The organism is Microtetraspora niveoalba (assembly GCF_001570405.1).
Classification (GTDB): Bacteria; Actinomycetota; Actinomycetes; order Streptosporangiales; family Streptosporangiaceae; genus Microtetraspora; species Microtetraspora niveoalba.
This window is the reverse complement of record NZ_BBYM01000004.1, coordinates 170,229-186,428: the sequence shown is the minus strand read 5'-3', so window position 1 is coordinate 186,428 and position 16,200 is coordinate 170,229. Positions and strand designations below refer to the sequence as shown.

Below are 16,200 nucleotides of genomic sequence, written 5' to 3'. Positions count from 1 at the left end.
CGTCACTCCCATCGGAACAGCGCGACGGCGGCAGCCGTGCCGGCCACGATTATTCCGGCCAGGAGCACCATCGGGAAGACCGCGACGGTGCCGGACCAGCCGCCGCCGAGGGCGTCGACGCCGGGGGTCAGCGGCAGGAAGTCGCCGATCCGGCGCAGCGCGTCGGGCAGCGCCTTCCTGGGCACGGCGGCGCCCGCCAGGAAGATCATAGGGAACATGACCAGCATGCCGATCAGACTCGCGCCCCTGGCGTTGCGCACGACGGCGGCTATCACGAAGCCGAGCGAGCAGGCCATCACGGAGCAGAGCAGGAAGGCCGCGGCCAGCAGGGGGAGGTTCCTGGGCGGTTCCACGCCGAACCCGACGATCGACACGACCACCAGCAGCGCGGAGCCCGCCAGGCCCAGCACGACCTGCGCCACCACCTGCGCGCCGAACAGCATGACGGGGGAGACCGGCGTGATCGCCAGCCGCTTGAGGAACTTGCGCTCGCGGTAGGAGGCCACGATGCCCGGCAGCGCGCCGATCCCGCCGATGGCCACGATCATCGCGATGTAGCCGGGAACCGCGCCGCTGTCGCCCCGCTTGAGCACCAGCAACATGAGCGGGAACGCCGTCATGAAGAACAACGAGGCGGGGTCGCGGAACAGCAGCCTGAGCTCGGTGGCCGTCAGAGCGGTGAACGCCTTCATCGGTTGTCTCCCTCCAGCGCGAAGTAGGCCTCTTCCAGCGAGGCGGTCCCGGTCCGGGCGACGATCTCGCCGGGAGTGCCCACGGCCGTCACCCGGCCGCGGGCGAAGACGGCCACCCGGTCGCAGAGCGCCTCCGTCTCCTCGAAGTAGTGGCTGACGAGCACGACGGTGGTGCCGGCCCGCTTCAGATCACCGACCTGCCGCCAGGTCTCCCGGCGCGCGATCGGGTCCAGGCCCGTGGTCAGCTCGTCCAGCACGACCACCTCGGGGTCGCCGACCAGGGCCAGCGCGAGCATGAGCCGCTGCCGCTGCCCGCCGGACAGGTCGCCGAACGCCTTCCCGGCCAGGGGCGCCAGGCCCCACCGCTCCATCACCTGCCGCCAGTCGGCCGCCTCACGATAGAGGGAGCCGAACAGGCGCAGCGCCTCGGCGACCTTGATCCGCTCCGGCAGCGAGCTGTCCTGGAGCTGCGCCCCGATCCGCTCGGCGAGGGCCCGCCGCCCGCGCGCCGGGTCCGCGCCGAGCACCCGCACCGTGCCCGCGTCGGGCCGCCTGAGCCCGATCAGGCACTCGACGGTCGTGGTCTTGCCCGCGCCGTTGTGGCCGACGATCCCGAACGTCTCCCCGGACCGGACCGTGAACGTCACCCCGTCCACGGCGCGGGTGCCGCCGTACGTCTTGTGGAGGTCTCGCACCTCGATGGCTTCCATGCCTTGAGCGTCCCGCCGCGGCGCGACGCGCGGCATCGCCCGACTCGTCGCCCCGGCATCCTCCATCCGGGGGATGGCCGGAGGACACGGCCGGGCGCCCTCCGGGGCGAACGCGCACGCCGCCCGGTGGGAGGGCGGTCGCCTCACGCCTTCCGGCGTTCGTCCGCCGCGACGACGAGCACGCCGCCGAGGAGCGCCAGGCCCACGTTCGCGTGGACCTCGTAGCCGGTGAACAGATCCACGCGCGGGATGACGACGCGGTTGAAGACGTTCAGCACCGCGCCGAACACCGGCTGTACGGCGAGGCGGTCGATGGTTCCGCTGATGCCCGCGACGAGCAGACAGAGCCCGGCGAGCTGGATGGCATGGCGCGCGGCTCACCGCCCGACCGCCTCGCCGCTCGCCCCGCGTACGGCGGGCCCCCGGCGGCGCGCGGCCACGCCGTACAGCAGGGTGACGGCGACGATGACGAGCGGGAACACGGTGGCGACGGCGAGGCCGGTGCGCAGGCCGGAGCCGCCGTCGTCCGGCAGCAGCTCGGCGAGCCCCCGCAGTACGCCCTGACCCGCGCCGGAGGCGTCGGCGGCGGCCCCGGCGATCCACGGGCCGAGCGCGCCTCCGGCGTCGCCGAAGACCGCGAGCACGCCGAACATCGCCGCGCCGCCGAGCGGGAAGCGGGCCGAGGCGAGGCTGAACGTGCCCGGCCACAGGAGGCTGACGGCCAGCCCGCACACCGCGCAGCCGACGAGGCTGAGCACCGGGCTGCCGGACAGGCACACGACGAGGTAGCAGACGGTCGCCAGTGCGCCGCACGAGATCATGGCGGGCACCAGCGGGATCCGCTCGCCCCACAGGCCGTAGACGACGCGTCCCGCGCCCATCAGGACGGCGAACAGGCACGGCCCGGCGAGGTCGCCCCACACCTTGGAGACGCCGAGCCCTTCCTCGGCGAACAACGACGACCACTGCGACATGGTCAGCTCGGCCGCGCCCGCGGCCAGCATCAGGACGATCGCCGCGGCGAACGCGGGCGCGCCCAGCAGCGCCCTGAGGGACGTGCGGTGCTCGTCCGGGACGGTCGCGGGAAGGGGGACCCGCATGAAGGCCGCCGCGTTGACCATCGGGACCACGGCCCAGACCAGCGGCAGGACCTGCCAGGCGTCCTGGCCGACCCAGGCCAGCAGGAGCGTGCTGCCCGCCACGACGGCGACCTGCCCCCAGCAGTAGAAGGAGTGCAGCAGGCTCATCTGGGCCGCCTTGCCCTCCTGCGGGCTGGGCAGCGCGTCGACCACGGGGCTGACGAGCACCTCCAGCAGGCCGCCGCCGACCGCGTAGACGACGACCGCCGCGCACAGCCCGAGGTACGGGGACGGGGCGATCGCCGGGGCGACGGCGAGCAGCGCGAGCCCCAGCGCGGCGAGGACGTGCGCGACCACCAGCGGCAGGCGGTAGCCGATGCGGTCGGCGTACCTGACGGCGACGACGTCGGTGACGAGCTGGGTCGTGAAGTTCAGCAGCACCAGCCGGCCGAGCATCTCCAGCGGGACCTGGTACCGGGTCTGGAAGACGATGAACAGCAGCGGGGCCAGGTTGTTGACGATGGCCTGGGTGAACGAGCCGGTGTAGCAGGCGCGGCGCGTGTGCGCGAAGGTCGTCATCGGGGGGAGGGGCCTCTTCCTCGGGCTTGTTGCCTGTGGTCGGGCCAATCTCGCACACGTCCTGCCGCCGTGCCTATGATCTTGCGGCTCGGGATCGCGGTACGGCGGCGGCGCGGTGTCGCGACCGTCCTCCGGACAGCGGAACGCCCCCGGCGGTCCGCCGGGGGCGCTCTTTCGGGTCACACCGGATCAGGCGGTGTAGACCGGGTAGCCGAAGCCGGTCACCTGGCTCATCGGCCGGGTGCGGATCTCGACCTTGCCGTTGCCGGTGTTGCCTTCGACGGTCTTGATCGTGCCGTCGCCGTTGTCCTTGATGACGAAGCCGACGTGGTCGATGCCGTAGATGTCCTTGCCGCCGTTCCAGTCGAAGAACACGACCGCGCCGGGCTTGGCGGTGCTGCCCCAGCGGTGGTTGTCCTGGAACCACTTGGCGTGCTGCACGGTGTAGGCGTCCCAGCCGAGGACCGGGCGCAGGCCCGCCTGGTCGCCGACCCAGGAGACGAACATGTCGCACCAGGCGGCGTTGGCGTAGGCGTTGACGCTGCCGCCGTCACGGGCGACGGTCTCCTTCGCGCGGGGCGAGTTCATGTACCACTCGTGGAACTTGGTGCCGCCGCCGTTGGCGTTCTCGCTGACGCCGACCTGGCTCTGCGCGATCTGCAGGAGCTTCTGGGGGCTCACCTTGGGCAGCGAGGCGGCCTCCTTCATGAGGGGGCTGATGTTGGCCTGCGCACTGGCCGGAACGGTCTCAGCGTGGGCCGCGGACATGGCCGCGGGCACGGCGGCGCTGGAGACGGCGATGACTCCGGTGACCAGGGCAGCACGAAGGTAGGTCTTGGGGGCTCGCATTACGGGGGTCTACTCCCTTGCTTCCAAGCCGCCTACCGGGTTAGCTGACGGGTTCGGGCGTGGAAGTCGCCCTACGGCACAGCTGTGCCGATTCACCCCAGAAAAGTGGTGGGTCCCCGGCTCCGCGATGACGCGGACTCGGCGGTCGAACGGTCAGGTCCAGGAAAGGACGACCGTGTGATCGGTTATGGGGCAGGCATACCGCGCAGAGGTCAGGTATGCCCCGTGTTCCCAAAACGGTAATAGACCAACTCGAATCGGTCAAGCAGGGACAAACCCGGACATAACTCCGTAATGATCGGTTAACGAGACGCCATGAGTCGTGACGATCGGCCCGATCGCGCGGATCCTCCTGCCGCCACGGCGTTCCCGGCTCCGGGGGCGGCTTCCGGAGCCGGTGTCCGGAAGCCTGCCCGAGCGCCTGAAAGATCTACGTACCGGCTTGACCTGACGTGGGGATTTCCCTGGTCGTCCGCATGCCCGCCGTCGCCCTCGCCCCCGGTCACGCGACCACCTTGTCCAGGAAGGAGCGCAGGTTGGCCCGGGTGCGGGCGACCTTCTCCTCCGGGGTGAGGGACTCGTCGACGACTCCGGCGCCCGCGGCCTCCTTCTTTCCCCGGCTGTAGAGGGAGCAGGCGAGGTCGACGCACAGGTACCGCCCGACCGAGTCGCCCTGGCGGCCCGCCTCGCCGGTCCGGCGCGCCGTCATCAGCGCCACCCCGCCGCCGGTGTGCGTGGTCAGGCACAACGAGCACATGCTGCGCGAGGTGAAGCGGCGCGACCCGCCGGCCGTGACCCGGAGCGCGATCCCGACGAGGAGGCCGTCGCGTTCGACGACCAGGTACGCGCGTTCGGGCGCACCCGGATCTCGCCATCCGAGGAAGTCGAGGTCGTCCCAGGGGTGGTCCGCGAGGTCCTTGGGGAGGTCGAGGCGCTTCGCCTCTCCCTTCGAGCAGTTGACGAATGATGTGCGTATGTCGTGTTCGGTGACTGGTCTCATGGGCGGCGAGGCTAGCCCTCCTTACGGGTATTATGCAACTACTTAAAGCTTGTAAGTAAGCGTGAAGGGTGGCATATGGCACGGGCGGGAGTGACCGCGGAACGCCTGACCCTGGCGGCGGCGGACCTGGCCGACGAGATCGGCTTCCAGAATGTGACCCTCTCGGCGCTCGCGCGCAGCTTCGGCGTCAAGCCCGCCGCCATGTACTCGCACATCAAGGACGTACAGGACCTGAGGGTGCGGGTCGCGGCGCTGGCCCTGACGGAGCTCGCCGACAGGGCCGCCGCCGCGCTCGCCGGCCGAGCCGGCAAGGACGCGCTGGTGGCCTTCGCGAACGCCTACCGGGGCTACGCGAAAGAGCATCCGGGCAGGTACGCCGCGGCGCAGATGGAGCTCGACCCGGCGCCGGCGGCGGTGGTCGGCCCGGCGCGGCGGCACTCGGAGATGACGCGGGCGATCCTGCGCGGATACGACCTGTCGGACCCCGACCAGACGGACGCGGTGCGGATGCTGCACAGCACGTTCCACGGTTACGTGAGCCTGGAGACGGCGGGCGGGTTCAGGCACCACCCCCGCGAGGCGGACGCCTCGTGGTCCAGAACCCTCGACGCCCTCGACGCCGTCCTGCGAAACTGGCCGCCGGCCTGACGGGAGCCGGCGCCGTCTTGGCCACGGCCCGGGCCATCCCGGTCACCGGAGGTGGCGGAAGAAGGCCCGGATGTCCTCGACGAGCAGGTCGGGCGCCTCCATCGCGGCGAAGTGGCCGCCGCGATCGAACTCCGACCAGTGCACGATGTTGTGTTCGCGCTCGGCGATCCGCCGGACCCCGGCGTCGCCGGGGAAGACGGCGACGCCGTGCGGCAGCGCCGAGTACTCGGTCGCCGCCCCCCAGCCCTTCTGCCCTTCCTTGTAGAGGCGGGCGGCCGAGGCCGCGGTCCCGGTGAACCAGTAGACGCTCACGTCGGTGAGCATCTGGTCGACGTCCACCGCGTCCTCGGGCAGTTCGCGGGCCGGGTCGGTCCATTCCTTGAACTTCTCCACGATCCACGCCAACTGCGCCGCCGGCGAGTCGTGCAGCCCGAACGCGAGGGTCTGCGGCCGGGTCGCCTGGATGATCGCGTATCCGGCCCGGTCCTGATCCTGGTACTGGCCCAGGCGGGCGAGCTCCGCGTGGGTGAGCCCCTCGAATTCGGCCGGGTCGCCGGTCGGGAACCCGAGCGCGCCGTTGACGTGCACGCCGACCACGCTCTGGGGCGCGGCACGGCCGAGCATCGGCGAGATGACCGCGCCGCTGTCGCCGCCCTGCGCGCCGTATCGCCGGTATCCGAGCCGGTCCATCAGCTCCGCCCATGCCCGCGCGACCCGCCGCAGGTCCCAGCCGGTCTCGGTGGTGGGCCCGGAGAAGCCGAACCCGGGGATGGACGGGGCGACGACGTGGAAGGCCTCGGCGGGGTCGCCGCCGTACGCCGCGGGGTCGGTGAGCGGGCCGATGATCTCCAGGAACTCGGCGACCGAGCCCGGCCAGCCGTGCGTGATGATCAGCGGCAGCGCGCCGGGTTCGGGCGAGCGTACGTGCAGGAAGTGGATGTTCTGCCCGTCGATCCGCGTCGTGAACTGCGGAAACGCGTTCAGCCGCGCCTCGGCGGCACGCCAGTCGAAACCGGTGCGCCAGTACTCGGCCAGCTTCTTCGCGTAGCCCACGGGGACCCCGTAGGACCAGCCCACACCGGGCAGCTCGTCCGGCCAGCGGGTCGCCTCCAGCCGGCCGTGCAGGTCGTCCAGCCCCGCCTGCGGGACGTCGATCCGGAACGGGTGAATCCGCATGTCGTCGTTCATGTCTGTCACGGTAGGCGTCACCTAGGACAGCTTCAGTCCTAGGATTGCCGTCATGTTGGAGACATCGGCGCGGCTGCTGCGGCTGCTGTCACTGCTGCAGACCCCCAGGGACTGGTCCGGCGCCGAGCTGGCCGAACGGCTCGGCGTCTCGCCGCGCACGATCCGGCGCGACATCGACCGGCTACGCGAACTCGGATACGCCGTCGACGCCACCGCGGGCGCACCCGGCTACCGGCTCGGCGCCGGCACCGGACTCCCGCCGCTGCTGCTCGACGACGATGAGGCGGTCGCGGTCGCCATCGGGCTCGGCACCGCCGCCGTCTCCGGGGTGGCGGGCATCGAGGAGACCTCGGTCCGCGCCCTCGCCAAGCTGGAGCGGGTGCTCCCGTCCCGGCTCAGGCGGCGCGTCGGCGACCTGCGGTCGGCCACGGTCCCGCTGGCGGGCCGGGACGCGGCCGTGGATCCGGCCGTGCTCACCACGATCGCCGCGGCCGTCCGCGACGGGGAAAGCCTGCGGTTCGACTACCGCTCCCACGACGGCACCGGGGATCGCCGCACCGCCGAGCCGTACCGGCTGGTGAACTCGGGCCGCCGCTGGTACCTGGTGGCGTGGGACACCGGCCGGGCCGACTGGCGCACGTTCCGTGTCGACCGGCTGCGCCTGCGCACCCCGAACGGGCCACGTTTCACCCCTCGTGAGCCGCCCGGCGCCGACCTCGTCCGCTACGTCTCGGAGCGGATCTCCGTCGACCCGTACCGCTACCGCGGCCGGTTCACCGTGCACGCCCCGGCCGAGGTCATCGCCGTCCGGATGCCGCCGACGATGGCCGTGATCGAGCCGGCGGGGGAGGACGCGTGCGTCCTCAGCACCGGATCGAACTCCCTCGACGAGCTGGCCATGTGGGTCGCGCGGCTCGGCGTCCCGTTCACGGTGCACGAGCCGCCCGAACTCGTCGAGCACATCCGTGCGCTCGGCACCCGCCTCGTCGACGCGACCCGGCATCACCCGGCCTGACAAGCCCGCCTCAGCCCCGCGACCGGCGCCTGCGGCCTGTCGCCGCTCGCCGGCCGACTGCACCTGGCCTTGTCCGCCCGGTTTTCTGCGCGTCCTACGGGAACGCCGTCGCGCCGGGGAGCGGGTGGGGTTCAGGCGAGCGGGTGCCCGGTCGTGGCGTCCACGTGGCCGGGGATCTCCTCGTGCCGGTCGCCCACGCTCGACGTCCCGGTGGGCTCGAACAGCAGGATCGAGGCCCCGAGGGCGGAGGAGGGCCGGTGCTCGACCCCGCGCGGCACCACGAAGACCGACCCCTGGGGGAGCGTGACGGCGCGTTCCCCGGAGACGCCATCGCGCAGGGCGATGCTCAGCTCGCCCTCGATGACCAGGAAGAACTCGTCGGTGTCGTCATGGGCGTGCCACACGTGCTCGCCGGCCACCTTGGCGACCCGTACGTCGTAGTCGTTCACTCGGGTGACGATCCGTGGGCTCCACAACTGGTCGAAACCGGCCAGCGCGGCCCGCAGGTCGATGGGTGTGTTCGTCATGCGTCGATCCTGGCCGTGGGCCTTCATCTCGCGAAAGTGCTAGAAATCGCATATGTCGCAAGAATCCTCGCAGCGGGTCGCCGGCTCCCCGGGACGCGTCGTGATGATCGTGGACGAGGGGTCGAACCCGTTCGAGATGGGCGTCGCCACCGAGTTGTTCGGGCTGCGCCGCCCCGAGCTCGGGGTGCCGTGGTACGACTTCGCGCTGTGCGCCGCCGCACCCGCCGTGCGCATGCACAACGGCTTCTTCACGTTGTCGCGGGTGGCGGGCCTCGACGCGGTCGACGAGGCCGGCACCGTGATCGTGCCCAACCGGCCGGACCCGCTGACGGCCCCCGACCCCGCCGTGCTCGATGCCGTCCGCCGCGCCGCCGCGCGCGGAGCCCGGCTGGTGAGCTTCTGCACCGGCGCGTTCACCCTGGCCGCCGCCGGCGTCCTGGACGGCCGCCGCGCCACCACGCACTGGCGCTGGGCGGAGGAGTTCACCGCGCGCCACCCGAAGGTGCGGCTGGAGCCGGACGTGCTGTTCGTCGACGACGGCGACATCCTCACCGCCGCCGGCAGCGCGGCCGCGCTCGACCTCGGCCTGCACCTGATCCGCCGCGACCACGGGGCCGACGTGGCGAACGCGGTCAGCCGCCGGCTGGTCTTCGCCGCCCACCGGGACGGCGGCCAGCGGCAGTTCGTGGAGCGACCGGTCCCCGCCGTACCCGACGCGTCGCTCGCCCCGGTGCTGGCCTGGGCACAGGAGCGGCTGGACCGCCCGCTGACCGTCGCGGACCTCGCCGCCCGTGCCGCGCTCAGCCCCGCCACCCTGCACCGGCGGTTCCGCGCCGAGCTCGGCACCACACCGCTGAGCTGGCTCACCGCCGAACGCGTCGACCTCGCCCGCCGCCTGATCGAACGCGGCGAGCTCCGGATGGAGGCGGTCGCCCGGGCCAGCGGGCTCGGCACCGCCGCCAATCTGCGCGCGCTGATGCGGCGCGCGACCGGCCTCAGCCCCAGCGCCTATCGCCGGCGCTTCGGTTCCGCCGCCACCTCGTGAACGGCGGAACCGCGCCGCGTCAGCGCCAGCCGCCCTCGTCCACGCCGCCCGGCACCGGCACCGAGGTGTCGTACGGCTCGCGCGTGAACACGAACGTGTTGAGATCGAGGTGGACCCCGCCCTCCGGCGACCGCACGACCCGCAGCGTCTCGCCCGCGTAGTACCCGTCGAGGCCGAGCCACGTGCCGTCCTCCCGCGCGACGAACCGGGAGGCGCGCCCCTGCCCGTTGGCCGGTGTGAGGGACATCCCCCGGTCCGGCAGCAGGCGCAGCAGGTAGGCGGTCGGCCCCCAGTACCACGGCCCGGTGAGCGCGAGCAGGTCGGCGTCGGCGGTGCCGGGAAGCCATTCCGCCGGCAGCGGCGGCTCGTGCGCGGCGAGGATGTCCAGCAGGTCCTTCGGCAGCGACGCCCGTACGCCGGAGGTGGTGTTGGCCATGAACATCACGCCCCGGTCGTCGGCCGGGTCGGCCCACACGGTGGCCAGGAACCCGGGCATCGAGCCGGTGTGCCCGGCCAGGCGGCGGCCGTTGTGCCGGGTGAGCTGCAGGCCCAGGCCGTAGCCCGAGACCCAGGCGTCTCCGTCGTCCACCGCCGCGGGCTCGCGCATCTCGGCCAGGGTCTCGGGGCTCAGGACGCCCGCCGTGTGACCGGCGACGAAGGCCGTCCAGCGCGCGAGATCGGCCGGTGTGGACCACAACTGCCCCGCGGGCGCCATCGCGCCGTGGTCGTGCTCGGGCTCGGGCAGCAGCACGTCGGCCCACGGGTGCACCGCGTACCCGTGGGCGTGCGGGGCGCGCGGGCGCGGCGTGGTGCCGGTCATGCCCAGAGGGACGAGGACCTCCTCGCGCACCGCCTGTGCCCAGGGCATGGACCGCTTGCGGGCGACCAGCTCGCCGAGCAGGCCGAAGCCCAGGTTGGAGTAGTGGTATCGGCGGCCGGGGCGGTGGCGTGAGACGCCGGGGCCGAGACCGGCGATCATCTCGTCGGCCGGAGCGCCGGGAGTGCGCTCCCACCACTCCCCGGGCGGCTCGGCGGTCAGCCCGGACGTGTGGGAGAGCAACTGCGCGACGGTCACCTCGTCGGCGGGCGTGCCCGGCATGTGCTTGCCCAGCGGGTCGAGCAGGTCGAGTGCGCCCTCGTCGCGCAGCCGCATGACCACGACCGCCACCATGCTCTTGGTGATGGAGCCGATGCGGTACTGCGTGTCCGGCGTGGGCGGCTCGCCGTCGACCCGGCCCCGGAAACCGAGCCAGGCGACCCGGCCTCCTCGGACCAGCGCGGCGGCCAATGACGGCACTCGTGACTCCGCCTGCTCGGCCGCCAGCCTGTGCAGCAGGGCGCGAGCCGTACGTTCCTCGACCTTCGACATGCGCACAAGGCTAGCGGCGGCGTCCGACAGACCCGGTGGCCCTCGACCGGTCTCACACCCCGCGGCCGGACACTCACGCGCCGCTCCCTACAGAGCCCCTCCGCGGGGTACGTGGGGGGAGAACGAACGTCTGAGGAGGACCGGATGGACACGAAGCGGACCCGGCTCGGCCGGGTGGGGGTATGGCACGCGGCGCTCGGCCGCGTGTCGGCGGACGCGGGCAGGGACGCCGTCGCCGAGATCGAGCGGCTCGGCTACGGCACGCTGTGGTTCGGCGAGGGCTCCACGACCAAGGAGGCGCTCACGAACGCGGCGATCCTGCTCTGCGCCAGCCGGAGCATCACCGTCGGCACCGGCATCGCGAACATCTGGGCCAGGGACGCCACCGCGATGGCCGCGGGCGCCGACACGCTGGCCGAGGCGTACCCCGGCAGGTTCGCGCTCGGCATCGGCGTCAGCCACGCCCCGCTCGTCGAGTCGCGCGGTCACGACTACCGGCGGCCGGTGGCCGCGATGACCGCGTACCTGGACGCGATGCGCCGGGCGGACTACGAGGCGCCCGCGCCGGCGCATCCCGCGCCCCTCCTGCTCGCGGCGCTCCGCCCGCGGATGCTGGAGCTGGCCCGCGACCGCGCGGACGGCGCCCATCCGTACTTCGTGCCGGTCGAGCACACGGAACGGGCCCGCGAGGTGCTCGGGGGCGAGCCGATCCTCGCGCCCGAGCAGGCCGTCGTGCTCGAACGCGACCCCGGCACGGCGCGCGAGTACGCCCGCGAGCACATGGCGCCGTACCTGGCCCTGCCCAACTACGCGAACAACCTGCGCGCCCTCGGGTTCGACGACGACGACCTCGCGGACGGCGGCAGCGACCGGCTCGTGGACGCGATCGTCGCGTGGGGCGACGTGGACGCGATCCGGGACCGGGTGCGGGCGCACCTCGACGCGGGGGCCGACCATGTCGCGATCCAGCCGCTCGCGCCCGGCGGCCGGCTGCCGCTCGACCACCTGGGAGAGCTCGCGCCCGCCCTGCTCGCGGTGTGAGACCGGCGGACCCGACCCCGGCGCGGCTGCGGGAGAATGCCAGCCATGACGAACCCTCCCGGCAACCCTCCGGGCGCGGTCCTCGAAGCCGTACTTGAGCGGATCACCTACGCGAACGAGGAGACCGGCTACACCATCGCCCGCGTGGCCACCGAGCGCTCGGGCAACGAACTGCTGACGGTCGTGGGGCCGCTGCTCGGCGCGCAGGTGGGCGAGTCGCTGCGGCTCACCGGCCGGTGGACCTCCCACCCCCGGTACGGCAGGCAGTTCGAGGTGTGGTCCTACGCCACGGTGCTGCCCGCGACCGTCCAGGGCATCCAGCGCTACCTCGGCTCCGGGCTGATCAAGGGCATCGGCCCCAAGATGGCCGAACGGATCGTGGACCACTTCGGCACCGACACCCTGCGGGTGATCGAGGAGGAGCCCGGCCGGCTGGTGGAGGTGCCCGGCCTGGGGCCCAAGCGCACCAAGATGATCGCCGCCGCCTGGGAGGAGCAGAAGATCATCAAAGAGGTGATGATCTTCCTGCAGGGCGTCGGCGTCTCGACCTCGATCGCGGTGCGCATCTTCAAGCAGTACGGCGACGGCTCGATCGACGTGGTCCGCAAGGAGCCCTACCGGCTCGCGGACGACGTGTGGGGCATCGGGTTCAAGACGGCCGACACGATCGCGCAGGCGGTCGGCATCCCGCACGACAGCCCGGAGCGGGTGAAGGCCGGCCTGCGCTACACGCTGTCGCAGGGCGCCGACGACGGCCACTGCTACCTGCCCGCGCCCAACCTGGTCTCCGACGCGGTGAAGATCCTCGACGTTCCCGCCGAGCTCGTGACCACCTGCCTGGAGGAGCTGACCGCGGACGACTCCCGCGAGGCGAGCGTGGTCCGCGAGGAGATCCCGGCGGCCGAGGGCACCGTACCGGCGATCTACCTGGTGCCGTTCCAGCGCGCCGAGGCGTCCCTCGCCGGCACGCTGCGCGGCCTGCTCACGACCTCGGGAAACCGGCTGCGCGCGTTCGAGGACGTGGACTGGCCGGTCGCGCTGGACTGGCTGCGCGGCAAAACCGGCGCCGACCTGGCCCCCGAGCAGGCCCAGGCCGTACGGCTGGCGCTGACGGAACGGGTGGCCGTGCTGACCGGGGGACCGGGTTGCGGCAAGAGCTTCACGGTGCGCTCGATCGTCACCCTCGCCAGGGCCAAGCGCGCCAAGGTCATCCTGGCCGCGCCGACCGGCCGGGCGGCCAAGCGGCTGGCGGAGCTGACCGGCCACGAGGCGACCACCGTGCACCGGCTGCTGCAGCTCCGGCCGGGCGGCGACGCCACCTTCGACCGGGACAACCCGCTGGACGCCGACCTGGTCGTGGTGGACGAGGCGTCGATGCTCGACCTGCTGCTGGCCAACAAGCTCGTCAAGGCCGTCGCCCCCGGCGCGCACCTGCTCTTCGTCGGCGACGTCGACCAGCTCCCCTCGGTCGGCGCGGGCGAGGTGCTGCGCGACCTGCTGGCGGCGCCCGACATCCCGAGGGTGCGGCTCACGCAGATCTTCCGGCAGGCGCAGCAGTCGGGCGTCGTGGTCAATGCGCACCGGGTGAATACCGGCCAATCGCCCCTGGTGCGCGAATTTCCTGACTTCTTTCTTTTCCCGTGCGAAGAGCCGGAGGAAATCGCCGCGCTGACGGTGGATGTGGTCGCCCGCCGCATTCCGGGCAAGTTCGGGCTCAACCCGCGCCGCGATGTGCAGGTGCTCGCGCCGATGCACCGCGGCGCGGCGGGGGCGGGCGCGCTGAACATCGCGCTGCAGGAGGCCCTCACCCCGTACCGGGAGGGCATGCCCGAGCGCCGGTACGGCGGCCGGGTGTTCCGGGTGGGCGACAAGGTCACGCAACTGCGCAACAACTACGACAAGGGCGCGGCGGGCGTGTTCAACGGCACCGTCGGCGTCGTCACCGGCATCACGCCCGAGGAGAGCAAGCTCACCGTCCTGACCGACGAGGACGAGAACGTCGACTACTCCTTCGACGAGCTGGACGAGCTGGCCCACGCGTACGCGGTGAGCATCCACCGCTCCCAGGGCAGCGAGTATCCGGCCGTGGTCATCCCCCTCGCGACCAGCGCGTGGATGATGCTCCAGCGCAACCTGCTGTACACGGCGATCACCAGGGCCAAGAAGCTCGTCGTCATCGTCGGCTCACGCCGCGCCCTCGGCCAGGCCGTACGCACCAAGGGGGCGGGCAGGCGGCACACCGGGCTGACCCACCGCCTGTTGTGAGCCGGACGGCTACGCGGCCCCGTCGGGGGAGGGCCGCAGCGCCGCGACGTCGAGGTCCAGCAGGCGGGAGAACGCCTCCGCGCCCGCGGGGCCGACGCCCAGGGCGCGTCCCGAGCCGACGCGGGTCACCCAGCCCTCCCGCAGGGCGTGCCGGCAGAGGGCGGCCCTGGCCGATCCGGCCAGATGCGGGCGGCGCTCGGTCCAGTCCAGGCACGGGCGGGCGAGCGGCCTCCGGCCCGTGACGGGCGGCAGCCCTCCGAGCACGTCGCCCAGCCAGGCCACCCCGGCCTCGGTGAACGCGAACCCCGTCTCCCGTTCGAGCAGGCCGCGGCCGGTCAGGGCGTCGGTGATCGCGACCCCGAGGCGTCCGGCGAGGTGGTCGTAGCAGGTGCGGGCGAAGGCCAGCGCGCGGCGTGATCCGGCGACGCGCAGGGTCGCGGGCGGCGCCGCGGCGGGCGGGTCGTGGGTCGCCATGTCCTCGATGAGCTGCGCGACGGCGGGGTCGGCGAGCCGCACGTAGCGGTGGCGGCCCTGGTGCTCCTCGGCCAGCACGCCCCCGGCGACGAGGCGGGAGAGGTGCTCGCTGGCGGTCGACGGCGCGACGCCCGCGTGCCTGGCCAGCTCTCCCGCGGTCCAGGCCCGCCCGTCGAGGAGCGCGAGGCAGAAGGCGGCGCGGGTGCCGTCGGCGAGCAGCCCGGCCAGCCGGGTCAGCGCGATCTGGGAAGCGGTGCTCACCCGTCCATCATCGGCGGCGCTCATTGCGGCGCGCACCGAAGTGTCCCGGCGCTCTGACATTGATCATGATTTGGTTTGACGCGCACTTTACCGCCTGCGAACTAAGTTCAGGGTATTACGTGACGAAAGTGTGATCTAACTCTCGAAAAGAACGAGTCCGGCCAGTGTTAGTCCTAATAGAGTCTTGTGTTGCACTTTGCCATCATGGGGGAGACGTTTGCGTTGACCACTAACACGCGCATGAGATTGCCGCTCGCCGGACTCGCCGCCGCGACGGCCGTCGTTCTGTCCGCTTGTTCCGGGGGTTCGGGCGCTGGGGGAGCGTCCGGCACCGCTGACACCGGTGACACCGGGGCGACCGCGGCCGCCGCGCCCACGATCAAGATCAGCCCGGCCGAGGGAAGTTTGAAGGTACGGCCGGACAAGACCGTCGTCGTGACGGCTGCGAACGGCTCGCTCGAAGAGGTCACCCTGGAGGCCGACGGCAAGCAGGTCGAGGGTGAGTTCGACGCGGAACGCAGCAAGTGGGTCTCCAAGGAGCCGCTGAAGCCGTCCAGCAACTACACGGTGTCGGCCAAGGCGAGCGGGGACGGCGGGCCGACCACCGCGACGAGCAAGTTCACCACCCTCAAGCCCAAGATGGAGCTCGCGGTCGCGGACGTGACCCCCGGTATCAAGGGCGAGACCGTCGGCGTCGGCATGCCGATCATGGTGACGTTCAACCAGGCCGTGCAGGACAAGGCGGCGGTCGAGGCCGCGCTCGAGGTCAAGGCCGAGAAGCCGGTCACCGGCGCGTGGCGGTGGATCAACGACAAGCTGGCGATCTACCGGCCGGCCAAGTTCTGGCCCGCCCACCAGACCGTCACGTTCACCGCCCACCTCGCGGGCGTCAAGGGCGGTCCCGAGATGTACGGCGTCGAGGACCACACCGCGAAGATCAAGATCGGCGCGGCGTTGGTCAGCTACGTCAACGTCAAGACGCACATGATGGTGGTCAAGCGCGACGGCAAGACCATGCAGACCATGAAGATCAGCGCGGGCAACGGCACCACCCGCGAATACACGACCACCAGCGGCGTCCACCTGACCATGGAACGCGGCAATCCGGTCACGATGATCTCTCCGGGCAAGAAGGAGGGCGAGCCCGGGTACTACAAGGAGATCGTCAACCACGCGGTCCGCATCTCCAGCAGCGGCGAGTACGTGCACAGCGCCCCGTGGTCGGTCGGCTCGCAGGGCCGGGCGAACGTCAGCCACGGGTGCATCAACGCCCACCCGACGCAGGCCAAGTGGTACTACGACAACTTCCACCGCGGCGACGTCGTCAAGATCGTCGGAACCAACCGCGCGCTCGAGTGGAACAACGGCTGGGGCTTCTGGCAGATGTCCTTCAGCCAGTGGAAGAAGGGCAGCGCCCTGAAGTCGTGACGGCCCGGGGGACTCACGCGTCGGCCCCCG

At 72.1% G+C, this 16,200-nt stretch carries 16 protein-coding genes and 1 riboswitch; of the genes, 6 read left to right on the top strand and 10 right to left on the bottom strand.

Annotation, left to right across the window (positions count from 1 at the left end; translation table 11 throughout):
* Nucleotides 1–2 precede the first annotated feature (2 nt).
* From AWQ70_RS03790 to AWQ70_RS03765, 6 genes are all read right to left on the bottom strand, one after another.
* Complete coding sequence (locus AWQ70_RS03790) at nucleotides 3–692, bottom strand: ABC transporter permease (RefSeq protein ID WP_067170244.1); 690 nt, start codon at nucleotides 690–692, stop codon at nucleotides 3–5.
* Nucleotides 689–1,402: an ABC transporter ATP-binding protein gene (locus AWQ70_RS03785; protein ID WP_067170241.1), complete on the bottom strand. Its 714-nt coding sequence runs from the start codon at nucleotides 1,400–1,402 to the stop codon at nucleotides 689–691. The genes AWQ70_RS03790 and AWQ70_RS03785 overlap by 4 nt, the downstream gene beginning before the upstream one ends.
* 143 nt (nucleotides 1,403–1,545) lie before the next feature.
* Complete coding sequence (locus tag AWQ70_RS03780; protein WP_245646705.1) at nucleotides 1,546–1,692, bottom strand: hypothetical protein; 147 nt, start codon at nucleotides 1,690–1,692, stop codon at nucleotides 1,546–1,548.
* Between the two features lie 87 nt (nucleotides 1,693–1,779).
* On the bottom strand, nucleotides 1,780–3,060 hold the full coding sequence (locus tag AWQ70_RS03775; RefSeq protein WP_067170234.1) for an MFS transporter: 1,281 nt from the start codon (nucleotides 3,058–3,060) through the stop codon (nucleotides 1,780–1,782).
* A gap of 189 nt (nucleotides 3,061–3,249) precedes the next feature.
* The gene (locus tag AWQ70_RS03770; protein ID WP_067170231.1) at nucleotides 3,250–3,909 is read right to left on the bottom strand and encodes a CHAP domain-containing protein; all 660 of its coding nucleotides are present in this window, start codon (nucleotides 3,907–3,909) and stop codon (nucleotides 3,250–3,252) included.
* 14 nt (nucleotides 3,910–3,923) lie between these two features.
* A riboswitch (cyclic di-AMP (ydaO/yuaA leader) is annotated at nucleotides 3,924–4,063 on the bottom strand.
* 348 nt (nucleotides 4,064–4,411) lie between these two features.
* Entirely contained in the window at nucleotides 4,412–4,909 is a 498-nt protein-coding gene (locus AWQ70_RS03765) for an FBP domain-containing protein (protein WP_067170228.1), read from the bottom strand.
* Between the two features lie 75 nt (nucleotides 4,910–4,984).
* On the opposite strand from AWQ70_RS03765, the gene AWQ70_RS03760 reads away from it, so the two are divergent.
* A complete protein-coding gene (locus AWQ70_RS03760) occupies nucleotides 4,985–5,557 on the top strand; it encodes a TetR/AcrR family transcriptional regulator (RefSeq protein WP_067170225.1) in 573 nt (190 codons plus the stop codon).
* 42 nt (nucleotides 5,558–5,599) lie between these two features.
* Here AWQ70_RS03760 and AWQ70_RS03755 read toward each other — a convergent pair whose 3' ends face one another.
* The gene (locus AWQ70_RS03755; protein WP_067170221.1) at nucleotides 5,600–6,745 is read right to left on the bottom strand and encodes an epoxide hydrolase family protein; all 1,146 of its coding nucleotides are present in this window, start codon (nucleotides 6,743–6,745) and stop codon (nucleotides 5,600–5,602) included.
* Nucleotides 6,746–6,797: 52 nt separating this feature from the next.
* On the opposite strand from AWQ70_RS03755, the gene AWQ70_RS03750 reads away from it, so the two are divergent.
* Complete coding sequence (locus AWQ70_RS03750; RefSeq protein ID WP_067170217.1) at nucleotides 6,798–7,760, top strand: helix-turn-helix transcriptional regulator; 963 nt, start codon at nucleotides 6,798–6,800, stop codon at nucleotides 7,758–7,760.
* Nucleotides 7,761–7,891: 131 nt separating this feature from the next.
* Here the strand turns inward: AWQ70_RS03750 and AWQ70_RS03745 are convergent, their stop codons facing one another.
* Nucleotides 7,892–8,287 (bottom strand): cupin domain-containing protein, encoded by a 396-nt coding sequence (locus tag AWQ70_RS03745; RefSeq protein ID WP_067170215.1) that lies wholly within the window; start codon nucleotides 8,285–8,287, stop codon nucleotides 7,892–7,894.
* A 52-nt stretch (nucleotides 8,288–8,339) separates the two neighbouring features.
* Here AWQ70_RS03745 and AWQ70_RS03740 point away from each other — a divergent pair, with 52 nt between their 5' ends.
* On the top strand, nucleotides 8,340–9,332 hold the full coding sequence (locus tag AWQ70_RS03740) for a helix-turn-helix domain-containing protein (RefSeq protein ID WP_067170212.1): 993 nt from the start codon (nucleotides 8,340–8,342) through the stop codon (nucleotides 9,330–9,332).
* Nucleotides 9,333–9,351: 19 nt separating this feature from the next.
* Here AWQ70_RS03740 and AWQ70_RS03735 read toward each other — a convergent pair whose 3' ends face one another.
* Nucleotides 9,352–10,701, bottom strand: a complete 1,350-nt coding sequence (locus AWQ70_RS03735; protein WP_067170209.1) for a serine hydrolase domain-containing protein — start codon at nucleotides 10,699–10,701, stop codon at nucleotides 9,352–9,354.
* A 144-nt stretch (nucleotides 10,702–10,845) separates the two neighbouring features.
* Here AWQ70_RS03735 and AWQ70_RS38540 point away from each other — a divergent pair, with 144 nt between their 5' ends.
* Nucleotides 10,846–11,742 (top strand): TIGR03620 family F420-dependent LLM class oxidoreductase, encoded by an 897-nt coding sequence (locus AWQ70_RS38540; protein WP_067170206.1) that lies wholly within the window; start codon nucleotides 10,846–10,848, stop codon nucleotides 11,740–11,742.
* A 36-nt stretch (nucleotides 11,743–11,778) separates the two neighbouring features.
* Entirely contained in the window at nucleotides 11,779–14,007 is a 2,229-nt protein-coding gene (recD2, locus tag AWQ70_RS03725) for an SF1B family DNA helicase RecD2 (protein ID WP_067170204.1), read from the top strand.
* Between the two features lie 9 nt (nucleotides 14,008–14,016).
* On the opposite strand, the gene AWQ70_RS03720 is transcribed toward recD2, so the two are convergent.
* Nucleotides 14,017–14,742, bottom strand: a complete 726-nt coding sequence (locus tag AWQ70_RS03720; RefSeq protein WP_245646704.1) for an ArsR/SmtB family transcription factor — start codon at nucleotides 14,740–14,742, stop codon at nucleotides 14,017–14,019.
* 240 nt (nucleotides 14,743–14,982) lie between these two features.
* Here AWQ70_RS03720 and AWQ70_RS03715 point away from each other — a divergent pair, with 240 nt between their 5' ends.
* Complete coding sequence (locus AWQ70_RS03715) at nucleotides 14,983–16,170, top strand: L,D-transpeptidase (protein WP_067170198.1); 1,188 nt, start codon at nucleotides 14,983–14,985, stop codon at nucleotides 16,168–16,170.
* The last annotated feature ends 30 nt before the right edge of the window (nucleotides 16,171–16,200 follow it).